A 12665-nucleotide genomic window follows, 5' to 3' on the forward strand; every position below is an offset into this window, starting at 1 on the left:
AGCCGTAAGGGCCAATTTCTCCCTTTCATCTTAATTTCATTTTTCTTTAATATTTAACCTTTACAATATGTTAAAAATGGATTCCGCAATAAGAACGATATGCGGGCTGATAGGAGTGTGAGAAGCGATGCGTCCCTTGGTCGTCCAAGGACAGCCAAAGTCATCACGGTCAAAGCTTGCCCGCATGGGTTGGAACAGCTTAATCGTTGCCGCAATGATTGGAATTCCCCTGCTTCTGGTATTTGGCATGGAGCTGATAGGACGGGGAACCGTACATGAGACCTGGACATGGCTAACTGCCAATTGGAAGCTGTTCGGATTAAATGCTTTGATTGTGTTTCTGGTGTTTGCGCTGATTTATTGTATGATCGGGTCGCTGGTGCTGTCTGCCGGCATGAGCGCCCTGCTGCTTTCTCTTGTCTCACTGATCAGTTACTTCAAGGTAAAGCTGATCGGCGAGCCCTTCTTTCCATGGGATATTTTCCTGAACAAGGAGAGCATGAACATTCTGCCGCTGGTCACAACGCGTACCGCCCTTGTGCGGATCGGGCTCGTCTTCGCCGTCGTGGCCGTAATCTTCCTGTTCCGCTTATGGGTGCCGCGGCTGTCGCTGCGGCCTGCAACCCGGGTGGTCCTCGGCGCGCTGTGCGTCTTTGCTTTGTACAGCTTCGGTGTGCGGGCGCCATGGACCGGAACGCTGCTGGACCGGGCGGGAGTGAACGAGATCGTCTGGAACCAGCAGGAAAACTACGGAACGAACGGGCTGTCCTTGGCGTTCACCATGAACGTAAAAAATACGATCGTACCGAAGCCGCCCGGCTACAGCGAGCCTACGATGGCCAGTCTGGCCGAAAGCCTCAACGAAATGGTCGGCACGTCGACGGCGAACGCCGCAAGCGGGGTGAAGCCAAACGTTATTTTTATTATGAACGAAGCGTTCTGGGACCCGACCCTGCTGCCGAACGTCACCTTCAGCGAAGACCCGGTGCCTACGGTACACCGGCTTCAGCAGGAGAGCACGTCAGGCTATCTGCTGTCGCCGCAGTTCGGCGGCGGCACAAGCAATGTGGAGTTTGAGGTGCTGACCGGGCAGTCCATGAGCTTTCTGCCGGCCGGGTCGGTGCCGTATCAGCAGTACATCAGCAAGCCGATTCCGAGCATGGCCAGCTATTTCAAGGGCCTCGGCTACAAGAGCGCAGCCATCCATTCATATGAAGGCTGGTTCTGGAACCGCGAGGCTGTCTACAAGCATATGGGCTTTGACAGCTTCCTGAGCAAGGATGGCTTCCGGAATCCCGAGTACCGCGGCGATTTCATCGCGGACGACGAGGTGTCGAAGAGCATCATCAAGGAAGTGGAGGCCAACGACAATCCGACGTTCATCTATGCGGTTACGATGCAAAATCACGGCCCTTACGACGACCACCGTTACGGCAGCGACAACCCCATCAAAGTTCAAGGCGCACTTGACGATACGGCCCGCGATACGCTGGAAACGTACGTGCACGGCGCCCGCGATGCGGACCGCAGTCTGCAGCTGTTGATCGATCATTTCGAACAGTCCGGCGAACCGACCGTTATCGTATTCTACGGCGATCATCTGCCGATGCTCGGGTACGATTACGACGTGTATGTGCAGTCCGGGTTCATTCCTACGGCCAAATCGGATCAATGGTCGCTGGAGGAGCTGAAACGGATGCACAGCGTGCCATTTGTCATGTGGTCCAACTTCGACCTGCCGAAGGAGCAGGTGCCGGTGCTCAGCAACTCCTTCCTGAGCGCTTACGTGCTGGACCGGCTGCAGATGGAGAAGCCGGCCGCGTTGGCGTACAATGCCGAGCTGTCCAAGAAGACGCCGGGCTTGCTGCGCAATCTCGTGATTGACTCGGACGGGCAGATGTTTACGTCGGTTCCGGCTTCGGCCGCTGCCGATGTGGAGAAGTACCGCGAGCTTCAATATGATGAAATGTTCGGGAAACAGTATCTCTCGAAATATACGGGAGCCCCTTCGGCCGCCGCGGCAGCTCCGGAAGGCGGGGGAGCCGGGCCGGGCGCCGGAGGGCATTAACGCCGCAAGCTACGGAGCAGGAAATTTCCGGAAACGACATACTGACGGTTGGACGATGATCCAGCCGTCTTTTTGCGCTTTTTTTGGTTTGGTGGCAAATGACCGCCTTTCCACGCATACAATATGGAATCAATGCCGAAAGCGGGTGGTTTCTAGTGGCGACGCCGGCGATTAATATTTTTTATATCAAAATCAACAGCATCTCGAATAACGGCTCCTTCAGCATCGGGGATACGTTCCACCACGGCCATTCGGTTCATTCTAAAACGCAGGGGACCAATGCGTCCTTCGGAGACGGTGCCCCGCCCCGGGCGGAGATGCGCAATATTTATATCGATCCCGATCTGAACGATCAGGGGGAGCTTACGCTCTCTTCCAAATGACGCGTATGCTTCACGCTTTACCGGCGGGCTTGCAAGCAGAAGGAGGCGCCCAAGATGCCCAACATTATTAATGTCTTTAACATTAAGACGAACGGATTGTCCAAGAACGCGAACATCGATTTCGGCACGACGGTGCAAAACGGCCACACGGTCAACTTGAAAGTCGTCGGCGCCAACTTTGCCAACGGTGACCTTTCTCCCGCTTCCTCGTTGATGATCAATGCCACGGCGGATCCGGATCTTGCAGATCAAACCCAGGCTGCGTTCGGCAGCCCGACCGCGCCGGTGACGCATACCGTCTGACATCCAACGGTATGGGGCGGAGGGGACCAGAGCGTTAGCGCTTGTTAGGGGGCTTCGGGGTTATGGACATGGATAAACTGAAGCAGTGGATGGAGCTGGCGGAGAAGCTTGAAAAAGGAGATTTTTGGAAGTCCATATTCGAAACCCAGGATGAAGCGGCTTCCGAAGCCGCGCAGGGCAGTAAGCCAAGCCGTTACCCGGCGTACGATCTGTATGAGCGGGAGGAAGAGAACTGGGTCGTGCTGGAGCTCCCCGGGCTGCGCAAGGAGGACGTGGAGCTGACGCTGTCGGGCAACGAACTGACGGTGCGGGGGATTGCGAGGCCGCCGCTGGACAACGCCGCACCGCTTCATAAGGAACGTTTTTACGGCCCGTTCGAGCGTACGATCCCGCTGCCGCAGCTGGGAGAGCAGTCCCCGGTCCATGCCCGCTTCGAACGGGGGCTGCTGATTCTCAACTACGAAAGAATACGGCGTAAAGACGAGCAGATCGAGATCGAATAATTTTTATGAAAAAAAGTGGGGATACGATGAACAGGAAAACGTTTTTCGGGACGACGTCCAATTCCAACGCGCCCCCGCTGCAAGGCGGCAACCAGGAAGAAGCGCAGCGTCTCCGTCAACTGGAAGAACGGTTGAACCGGCTGATGGAGAAACTGGAGGACCGGCAGACTCAGCCCGCCATCGTGATCCAATCGTTATCCATCGAGAAGGTGGTTGTCGAGCATGTCGATCTGAACAATAACCTCGGACAGCTCGGGATCCGGGAGCTGAGCGGCAAGCTGAACATCGGAGCGGCGTATACGTATGGCAAGGAAGCTGACGGGAGCGGGAACGGCGCAACCCGGCCCGCCGCAGGCGGGAGAGCGAAGGCAGAGGGCAATCCCGCGGCAACCGGCAAGCCCGTGGCCGAGGGGAAGCCCAAGGCAGAGGATAACCCTAAGGCAGGCGGTAATCCCGCAACGGGGGGCAGGCCCGCTGCTGATGGCAAATTTGCAGCGGATAATAAACCCGGGGGAAACGGCCAGCCGGACAAGATGAGCAAGACTGCTCCCGCTTCGCCGGGAAGCGTTCCGCAGAACGGCGGCCCCCGCATCCGTTTCGGCAGCCGGACGTAGGACAAGCCCGCGAGGTGCCCCTTTTCCTTTGCAAAAGGAATGTGCTACAATTTGCTCAACAACCTATGATGTTATTTTTTATGACATAGGAGAGCAGAGTAGCGGGGGGATCATTATGGATTTGCGTAAACTGCGTTTGGACGAACCGGTGGCCGGGACGTACAGCGAAGAACGGGACGAATACGAGCGGGATTATGCCCGGCTCATTCAATCCCCGGCTTTTCGGCGGCTGCAGGGCAAATCGCAGGTATTCGGCGCCGGGTCCGGCGACTACTACCGGACAAGACTGACGCATTCGATCGAGGTGTCGCAAATTGCCCGCGAGACCGCGCGGCGGCTTGGCGAGCATTATGCGTTTTTGCGGCGCAAGGAGCACCCCGGCTTGATGATGGACCCGGCGGTTGTGGAGTGCGCCTCGCTCGCCCATGATCTCGGGCACCCGCCGTTCGGGCATAAAGGGGAAGAAGTGCTGGACCGGCTGCTGGCCGAAGAGCACGGCTTGGCCTACGAAGGCAACGCGCAAAATTTCCGCCTGCTGATGTTTCTGGAGAAGCGCGCCGGCAGCGGCAGCGGCTTGGACTTGACGGCGGCGGTGCTGCTTGGGATAAACAAGTACCCGTATAATCTGGATACGCCCGGACGGATTAAAGGTGTCTATCCGATGGAATGGGAAGGCATCAGCTACCTTCGCGACAAATGGAACATGCCGGCCGGCTGCTCGACGCTGGAGGCCCAACTGATGGATTTGAGCGACGACATCGCTTATTCGACGCACGATATCGAGGATGGCATCCGCGCCGGCAAAATCCAGATGAACCGGACATTTTTCGAAGACGACCGGTTGGCGATGCATCTGGTAGAAGAGATCGAGGGCGATCAGGGGAATCTGGAGGTCGGCTGGGATCAGGTCGATATCAAGGCGATGGTCAAGCGCGTGCTGGCTTCGTATCTGGAGCAGTGGGAAGAGATCTACGCCGAGTGCGATAACGAGGCCTCGCGGACCCGCAGGGAGATGAAAGCCCGTTGGGTGAGCGCTTTTGCCGGACGTGTCGGCATTATCGACGACCCCAAGAAAGGCTGGAAGCGGGTCACGTTCGTTCGCGACGGACAGCAGGATTTGGAGCTGCTGCGGACGATGGAGATTTTGAAGAAGCTGGCTTGGGTGACGCTGATCAAAGACTTCCGGGTGCAGCGGCTCCAAAAACGCAGCGAAATTATGATCCGGCGGTTATGGGACAGCTTCAAGGTGCCTGAGGAAGGACGTCTGATTATTCCGCCGGATTGGATCGAAAATTACGAACGGCATAAAAACCGCTGGACGTGGCCGCGTTTCGTGGCCGACTATCTCTCCGGCATGACGGACGCCTATGCGGAGAAGGTGTACGCCGAGCTGTTCGCAAGCAAATCCGGCTCGATCTACGAGATGGATTAAGGTTTTGGGGTCTGATCCTTGCCCTCCCCGGCATATACTGGGAGCGAGCGTAAGTATCGCATCTCTGACGAGGAGGTGACCGGTCCCCATGATCGTTATTGCGGACGGCCAAACGTCGGTCGATATATCCGGCTGGGAACCGCCCGAGAGGGACATCTACGAGGAAAAGCACAGGAACCCCACGACGTATCAATATGACTCAGAAGGAGCGCTGCGCTTCGAGCTCAGGCTGCGGACGGCGATTGTCCAAGCGGCCAGAGATATGCAGAACAGCGCGGCGTCTTTCGCTTCCTTCAAGAAATCGCGCTGCAACGCAGCCTATTGGACCCGTACGGCGGATGGCGGATTTAAGATGAGGCGGGACGTATTGCCCGCCGCCGCTATCCGCGATATTTTCTCGAACGGCCGGGCCTATGCGTTCGAATGCGCCACCGCCATTATTATCGTGCTGTACAAAGCGGTGCTGGAGACGATCGGAGATCAGAAGTTCAACCGGCTGTTCACCGACCTGTATTTGTATTCGTGGGAGGTGGACAGCGACCTGCGTCTGATTACGATTGCCGAGAAAATGCCGACGTATTCGGGCGACATCCTGTATTTCAAAAACCCCGACGTCGATCCGGAATGGATGGAGTGGCAGGGGGAGAACGTGGTGAAGCTCGGGCACGACAACTATTTCGGCCATGGGATCGGCATCATGAATGCAGCGGGCATCATTGCCAAGCTCAACAAGCACCGCAAGCCCGGCAGCACAAGGTCCGCTTATTTAATGGATCAGGTAACGTATCCGAATTTCGTTTATTTGTACGAGGCGGCTTCTTCGCGCTTTCCGATTTCTCAGGCGGCGCTGGCTTGGCTGCCACCGGAAGCCTTCGGCCGGATTGTCGTCAAAATCGGCGGAAGGACCAACATTTACGCGTGAGACACGTGATAGGGGATCTTTCGATCCGCGAGACCGCTCCCTCCAGACGGAGAAGAGGAATCGCGCACGAGAGATCCCTTTTTTCGGCACACGATTAGCGGCAGCGCCCGGCCTTGCTGTCTCGCAAGACAGCCCTGACCGGGCGTAAGACGTTACTGCAAGCTGTTTGCGATTCGAAGCAGATCGTCTTGGGATACGTTCAGCGAAGGGGTCGTCACTTGGTACAGGATCGTGCTGCCGTCCTGCGCTTCCAGCCAAACCAGGCTTTGCATCGCGCCCGTTTCGCTGAGGATATGGTTGCGGTTCAACGTATAGTAGCCGTCCTTGCCCGAAACGGAAACCTTCTCCGCGGTTGTCGATTCGCCGGTAATGGTGCGGATGTCGGTCACCGCATCGTCTCCGGGGAACACTTGGTAACGCACCTCGATTTGCTCCCCTTCACCGTTAGCATAGACCAGCCCGGGCATATCCATCGGAGAGACCGCCGCACTTGCCGCCGGCGCCTTTTGCCAGACGATGGTCCGGTTTCCCGCCAAGGCTTTTTTCCGAAGCAAGCTGTGATACTGCTCGTAGGCCGCAGCGTCGATGCCGCCGACAGGAGCCTCCAGCTCCCCCCGGACGAAGGCAAATCCGGCCGGCAGCGCCGTCGGCGCCTTGAACGGGGCAAAGCGCCTCTTCGTCTCCGTTTTCCAGGCTTCGATGTCCGTATAGGCGGCGGGAGCGGTAATTTTCAGCAGGGCCGGCAGCTTCCGCTTCTCAAGCTCCGCGCTGTATACGTAAGCGGACTCGCCCGAAGCAAGCTCGCTGCGGATGTCGCGTACCGATTGCGTCAGCTCGGCGGACAGGCTTGCGGGCAGGCTGGCCGCGGCTTGCTGGGTCAGCTCTACGCGAACCTTATCCGTCTGCATCGTATAGAGCAGGCTGGAAGCGTAGGCGATGCCGGAAAACAGAAAGATGCAAGCGGCGATGAGAGCCGCCCGGGTTGCATATTGGCGTTTGACGGGTCTGGAGGACGGAGCCGACGTGCGGGTATGCTTCCGAATGAACGCTCCGATTCGCTCGTCGAGCTGCGCAGGGGCGTGAAGGGTTCCGGCAAAGTGCTGAAGCTCGGTTTTTAAGTGATTTTCGATGGACATGGGGCAAGCCCTCCTTCGTTCGTTTCGATGAAATGGCCCGCTTGCTTGCGCAGCTTGGCAAGTGCGGCATGATGTCTGGATTTGACCGTACCGGACGGGATGCCCAGCAGATCTGCAATTTCGTCAAAGGTATGCTCCTGATAATAGCGCAGCACGATGACGCTCCGGAGCTTGTAGGGGAGCTTATGGACGAGAGCGACCAGCTCGTGCTGATGCTCATGCTTCAGGAACAGCTCCTCCGTGTCCGGGGTGCGATCTTCCGTTTCCAGCAGTCTGCTGCGCTCGTGCAGCCTGAATTTCCGCCACAGCCTTCGGTTCCAGTTGCGGGTTTGGCGGATCACGAGGCCGGTAAGCCAGGAGCGGAACGGCTTGCGCCCGTCGTATTTCGCCAGCGACCTGAATAATTCGGCATACACCTCGCTGACCACGTCGCACACGTCCTGCTTGCTGCCGATGAGAAGCGTGACCGTGCGGTACACATGGTCTTTACTTTGTTCGTAAATCATTTGAAACGCTTTTTCGTCTCCGTGGTTCGCTTGCTTGATCCAATGCTGCCATTCGGAGTCTGTCATAGGCGGCCGGTCCCCCTATCGTTGTTTTTTCACTCTATATTGGTCCTGAGCGCCGGATTCGTTCGTTTTTCCTTCAAAAAAATGTCGCCGCCGCACGCAAAATAACTCCGGCGGTTGGCGCCGGAGCCGGATGAGGGCCGTATGTTGCGGTTGCGGCTTCATGAGCGTAGACCGGACCGTATCGTCAAGGGCCGTACATTTGACGGATCGTCTCCGCCAGCCGGAGGAGGGCTGCGCGAAGCTCTTCCGGCTCCAGCACCTGCAGTCCGCCGCCGTAACCCGGAATGAGGCGAAGCGCGTACTCCGCCGTTTGGAAATCGGCGGTAAGCTCCGTCAGGCCGCCGGCCGCCGGGCGGGCTTCGCGGATTTTGACGAAGTGCTCCTCCCGCAGGAGAGCCAGGGCGGAAGCATCCGCTTGCAGCGTCACGAGATAGCTGGGCAGCCGGGACTTGAAGTCGGCCGTCGATTGCTCCCAGTAGCGGGCCAGATCGAAGTCTGTCGGCCGCTCGAATCGCTCCGGCCGTATAACGGCGCTTCGTATCCGGGAGACCCGGTACGTGCGCATCTGGCCGTCGACGAGCCCGATCAAGTACCACGCGCTTCCTTTGACGACCAGCCCGAGCGGGCCGACCTCGCGCTCGACGACCTCGTCGCCCCGCCCGTAGCGAACGGCAAGCCGCCGTTCCTCCCACACCGCCTCCTGCACGACGGGCAAGCACGACACTTCCTCCGCGGGTCCGTACCACCCGGCTCCATCCACGTGGATGCGTTGGCGGACCGCTTCCGCATCCCGCCGCAGGGAGGGAGGCAGAGCGGCAAGCAGCTTCAATAAGGCCGCTTCAAAAGCCTCGCGCCAGCCCAAATCGCGCATCATGCCGGAAGCGTGGGCGAGCAGGAGGGAGCGGATTTCGTCGATTTTGAGCCCCGTGAGCTGGGAGCGGTAGCCTTCCGGCAGCACCCAGCCGCCGCCCGAGCCCCTTTCAGCATAGAGCGGAATGCCGGAAGCGCTGAGCGCCTCCATGTCGCGGAAGATGGTCCGCTCCGATACCTCAAGCTGCTCGGCCAGCTCTCGCGAGGTCATTCGGCCGCGGTTCTGAAGCAGCAATAAAATCGATAACAGCCGGTCCGCACGCATGATCTTCGCTCCTTGTTCACCTGGAATATTAAGCTTCGTTTCGTCAACAGATAGTTTCATTTTATCACAGCAATATGACAAGGGTTGACATATTAGGGGTGGTAGGATGAAAGTGTAAGACGGAGACACGATTAGAGATCCGGCAGATGGATAAAAACTCGGGTACCGGCGGGCGCAGGAATGGCAGGGACTGCCCGCCGGACGGCTAAGGAAGCGGAGGAATGAACGATGAAACCATTGGAAGGACACATCGCGGTCGTCGCCGGAGCGACAAGAGGAGCGGGCCGCGGCATCGCCGAAATGCTGGGGGAAGCGGGAGCGACGGTGTATGTTACCGGCCGCAGTTCGCGGGGGCAACTCTCGGATATGGGCAGAACGGAGACGATCGAGGAGACGGCGGAGTTGGTAACGGCCCGGGGCGGACGCGGCATTCCGGTGCGCGTGGACCATACGGTGGAGGAAGAGGTCCGGGCGTTGTTCGAGCAGGTGCGAAGGGAGCAGGATGGCAGGCTTGACCTGCTCGTCAACGACGTGTGGGGCGGCGACTCGCTGATGGAATGGGGCAAGACGTTCTGGGAGAGGCCGCTTGCCGACGGGCTGCTGATGCAGCGGCGGGCGGTGCATTCGCACATGATCACCAGCTATTACGGCGCGCCTCTGCTTGTGGCGAACAGGCGGGGGCTCATCGTGGAAATTACGGACGGCTGGGATTACCGGTACCGCGGCAACCTGTACTACAGCCTAGCCAAAATTTCGGCTATTCACCTGGCCAAGGCGATGGCCGAGGAGCTTCGTCCGCACCGTGTGGCGGCTGTAGCGGTCACGCCGGGATTTCTTCGTTCGGAAGCGATGCTCGACCATTTCGGCGTGACGAAGGACAATTGGCGGGACGCGGCGGAGAAGGACCCGCATTTTATGATGTCGGAGACACCGCATTATGTCGGCCGGGCGGTTGCTGCTCTGGCCGCCGACCCGCGCATCATGGACAAATCCGGTCAAGCGCTCACAAGCTGGGGGCTCTCCGATGAATACGGCTTTGCGGACGAAGACGGGAGCAGGCCGCACTGGGGCAATTATGCGGCGGAGCAGGGCTTTTACGCCGAGACGGACAAGCCGTGATCTGCGGCTGTGCAGCAGTTCGGAAAGTATCGGACTAACGCCAAAAAGGGACTGCGGGAGATGATCTCTGCAGCCCCTTTTTGACGTTGCCGCATCAGGAGGTGATGAACGAGCCTCCGTTCACATGCAGCGTCTCGCCGGTGACGTACCTCGAATCGTCGCTTGCGAGGTATACGTAGGCCGGCGCCAGCTCGAACGGCTGAGCGGCCCGGCCCATCGGGGTATCCGTGCCGAACGTCTTCACCTGCCCGGCGGGGAAGCTGGAGACCGTCAGCGGGGTCCAGACGGGACCGGGGGATACGCTGTTCACCCGGATGCCTTGCTCGACCAGCGAGAGAGCCAGCGACCGCGTAAAGGTGACGACCGCCCCTTTGGTGGATGAATAGTCGATCAATTGCCGGTTGCCGCGGTAGGCGGTAACCGAAGCCGTATTGATGATGGAGTCGCCCGCCTTCATATAGGGCAGAGCGGCCTGAGTGACGAAAAAGAACGAGAATATGTTCGTCCGGAACGTCTCGATCAGCTGCTCCTCCGTAATATCCAAGATGCTCCACTGCGGATACTGGACGCCCAGATTGTTGACCAAAACGTCCAGCTTGCCGAACGCGCTAAGCGTTTGAGCGACGACGCCCGTGCAAGAAGCTTTGTCCCGCAAGTCTGCCGGGATGGCCAGACAGCGGCGGCCAAGCTGCTCGATATGCTGCTTCGTTTCGGCCGCGTCCGGATGCTCGTATAAGTAGGCGATGGCCACGTCGGCTCCTTCCTTGGCGAAGGCGACGGCCGTCGCGCGTCCGATCCCGCTGTCTCCGCCCGTGATCAGGGCTACTTTGCCGAGAAGCTTGCCGCTGCCGATATAGGCGGGGTTGTCGAAGATCGGCCGCGGGTTCATCAAATATTCAAGTCCGGGCTGCTGCTCTTGATGCTGGGGCGGGAATGCAATCGGCTTTTCGCGGCATTCCGTTTCCATCGCATAGTAGGGGTATTCAGGGTAAGGCTTCATAAGGAACCTCCGATCACCCGTAAACATGGGCTTTTGCCGATAGTGTATTCGCGTTGGGCGCTAGGGGTGCCGCCCCGGAGTCGCGTCCGGGTCATTCGCATACTTAAGAAAGTTTTAAGCTCTGAGGATGGGATTTCTTCAGGTTTTTCGTTTAATATATAGAGTAGAAGAGTAAATAAAGAACAGTTAACGGGGGGCTACTTATGTTGACGAACGGCGAGATCCCCGCGGCTGCGCGCGTTTTGGTGCTCTCCGGAGACTTGGGTGACGGTCACCGGCAAGCGGCGCGGGCGCTGGTGGAGACATGCGGTGAAGGCTTGGCGGAGCGTGTCCGGGCCGAGGTGGTCGATTTTATGCAGGAAGTGTATCCGTATCTTCATCCGATGGTGAAGTACTGCTTTATGAAGGGCGTCGAGAAAGCGCCGTCGGTCTACGGCTATTTATATCGCAAAACGAGACGGAAAGAGGCGATGCCGGTTCCGTTCAAAACGTTTTTGAGCTTGGGGCTGTCCCGGTTCCTGACGCTCTTGGAGGAGAAAAGGCCGGACATTATCGTCTGCACGTTCCCGCTGGCTGCGGCGGCCGTCTCGCTGCTGAAAGAAAAGGGCGCGGTTTCCACGCCGCTTGTTACGGTCATTACGGACCATACCGATCACAGTCTGTGGCTGCAGCCGCATACGGATTTGTACCTGGTCGGGTCCGAGCAGGTAGCGGCCGCGCTGCGTCTGTACGGCGTCTCGCCTTCCCGCGTGCGGGTGACCGGCATTCCGGTGCGCCGCCGCTTCTCCGAACCGTTCGACCGGGTCCGGCTCTGCCAGTCGTTCGGCCTTGATCCGCAGCACCCGGTCGTGCTTGTGATGGGCGGCGGCAGCGGTATGCTGGATGAAAGCGTCCGTTCGCTGATCCGCTCGACGGCTCTGTTGGAGCGGGTGCAGCTGGTCGTCATCTGCGGAAGCAACGCGGCCGTGCGGGAAGAGCTGGAGGCGGAGCTGCGGGAGCACCCGACGAACCGCGTCATCGTCAAAGGCTTCGTCGAGGAAATTCACGAATGGATGGCGGTCGCCGATTTGCTGGTAACCAAGCCCGGCGGGCTGACGACGGCGGAGGCCGTCGCTATGGGCTTGCCGATGCTCCTATACAAGCCGATTCCCGGCCAGGAGGAAGACAACGCCGCGGTGCTGGAGAAGGCCGGCGTCGCCATCCGGGCGACAGCCTCCCGGGCGCTGCAGGATCAACTGCTCGAGCTTGCGGACAACCGGCTTGCGCTGGCGGCGATGAAGGGAAGGGCGCGGCAGTTCCGCCGCCAGCACCCGACGGAGCAGGCTTGGAATGCGATTATGCATCTTCAGCAGACGGCGTCTTCCATGCGCAAAGCGTGGCAGCCGACGACCGCGATTCGCGAGGCGTGGTAAATCAGCGAGGCGGGATCGGGGCGACGCCCGACGGAAGCCGCTCATCCTGAACGGGATGAGCGGCTT

Annotated in this window: 13 protein-coding genes; 9 read left to right on the forward strand and 4 right to left on the reverse strand. The window is 59.0% G+C overall.

Going from position 1 to position 12665, the window contains the following annotated elements; all coding sequences use genetic code 11:
- Window positions 1-127 precede the first annotated feature (127 nt).
- From PEH01S_RS08030 to PEH01S_RS08060, 7 genes are all read left to right on the forward strand, one after another.
- The gene (locus tag PEH01S_RS08030) at window positions 128-2068 is read left to right on the forward strand and encodes an LTA synthase family protein (protein WP_025844944.1); all 1941 of its coding nucleotides are present in this window, start codon (window positions 128-130) and stop codon (window positions 2066-2068) included.
- Between the two features lie 155 nt (window positions 2069-2223).
- Window positions 2224-2451, forward strand: a complete 228-nt coding sequence (locus tag PEH01S_RS08035; RefSeq protein ID WP_025844942.1) for a spore germination protein — start codon at window positions 2224-2226, stop codon at window positions 2449-2451.
- A 54-nt stretch (window positions 2452-2505) separates the two neighbouring features.
- Window positions 2506-2754: a spore germination protein gene (locus tag PEH01S_RS08040; RefSeq protein ID WP_127484750.1), complete on the forward strand. Its 249-nt coding sequence runs from the start codon at window positions 2506-2508 to the stop codon at window positions 2752-2754.
- A 62-nt stretch (window positions 2755-2816) separates the two neighbouring features.
- Window positions 2817-3257 carry an Hsp20/alpha crystallin family protein gene (locus tag PEH01S_RS08045; protein WP_025844939.1) on the forward strand — a complete coding sequence of 147 codons (441 nt, stop codon included), beginning with the start codon at window positions 2817-2819 and terminating at the stop codon, window positions 3255-3257.
- A 26-nt stretch (window positions 3258-3283) separates the two neighbouring features.
- Window positions 3284-3871: a hypothetical protein gene (locus tag PEH01S_RS08050; RefSeq protein WP_127484753.1), complete on the forward strand. Its 588-nt coding sequence runs from the start codon at window positions 3284-3286 to the stop codon at window positions 3869-3871.
- A gap of 115 nt (window positions 3872-3986) precedes the next feature.
- The gene (locus PEH01S_RS08055; protein ID WP_025844936.1) at window positions 3987-5303 is read left to right on the forward strand and encodes a deoxyguanosinetriphosphate triphosphohydrolase family protein; all 1317 of its coding nucleotides are present in this window, start codon (window positions 3987-3989) and stop codon (window positions 5301-5303) included.
- 88 nt (window positions 5304-5391) lie between these two features.
- A complete protein-coding gene (locus PEH01S_RS08060; RefSeq protein WP_025844934.1) occupies window positions 5392-6225 on the forward strand; it encodes a protein-glutamine gamma-glutamyltransferase in 834 nt (277 codons plus the stop codon).
- A gap of 152 nt (window positions 6226-6377) precedes the next feature.
- On the opposite strand, the gene PEH01S_RS08065 is transcribed toward PEH01S_RS08060, so the two are convergent.
- The 3 genes from PEH01S_RS08065 to PEH01S_RS08075 all read right to left on the reverse strand — a co-directional run bounded on the left by PEH01S_RS08065 (window position 6378) and on the right by PEH01S_RS08075 (window position 9068).
- Window positions 6378-7361 (reverse strand): DUF4367 domain-containing protein, encoded by a 984-nt coding sequence (locus PEH01S_RS08065; RefSeq protein WP_127484755.1) that lies wholly within the window; start codon window positions 7359-7361, stop codon window positions 6378-6380.
- On the reverse strand, window positions 7340-7933 hold the full coding sequence (locus PEH01S_RS08070; protein ID WP_127484757.1) for a sigma-70 family RNA polymerase sigma factor: 594 nt from the start codon (window positions 7931-7933) through the stop codon (window positions 7340-7342). The genes PEH01S_RS08065 and PEH01S_RS08070 overlap by 22 nt, the downstream gene beginning before the upstream one ends.
- Window positions 7934-8117: 184 nt before the next feature.
- Window positions 8118-9068, reverse strand: coding sequence for a helix-turn-helix transcriptional regulator (locus PEH01S_RS08075; RefSeq protein WP_127484759.1), 951 nt, complete (start codon window positions 9066-9068; stop codon window positions 8118-8120).
- Window positions 9069-9296: 228 nt separating this feature from the next.
- Between PEH01S_RS08075 and PEH01S_RS08080 the strand changes: the two genes are divergently transcribed.
- Entirely contained in the window at window positions 9297-10187 is an 891-nt protein-coding gene (locus PEH01S_RS08080; protein ID WP_127484761.1) for an SDR family oxidoreductase, read from the forward strand.
- Between the two features lie 94 nt (window positions 10188-10281).
- On the opposite strand, the gene PEH01S_RS08085 is transcribed toward PEH01S_RS08080, so the two are convergent.
- Window positions 10282-11187, reverse strand: a complete 906-nt coding sequence (locus tag PEH01S_RS08085) for an SDR family oxidoreductase (RefSeq protein ID WP_127484763.1) — start codon at window positions 11185-11187, stop codon at window positions 10282-10284.
- A gap of 203 nt (window positions 11188-11390) precedes the next feature.
- Here PEH01S_RS08085 and PEH01S_RS08090 point away from each other — a divergent pair, with 203 nt between their 5' ends.
- A complete protein-coding gene (locus PEH01S_RS08090) occupies window positions 11391-12599 on the forward strand; it encodes an MGDG synthase family glycosyltransferase (RefSeq protein ID WP_127484765.1) in 1209 nt (402 codons plus the stop codon).
- Window positions 12600-12665 lie beyond the last annotated feature (66 nt).

The organism is Paenibacillus ehimensis NBRC 15659, from assembly GCF_004000785.1.
GTDB lineage: Bacteria > Bacillota > Bacilli > Paenibacillales > NBRC-103111 > Paenibacillus_G > Paenibacillus_G ehimensis.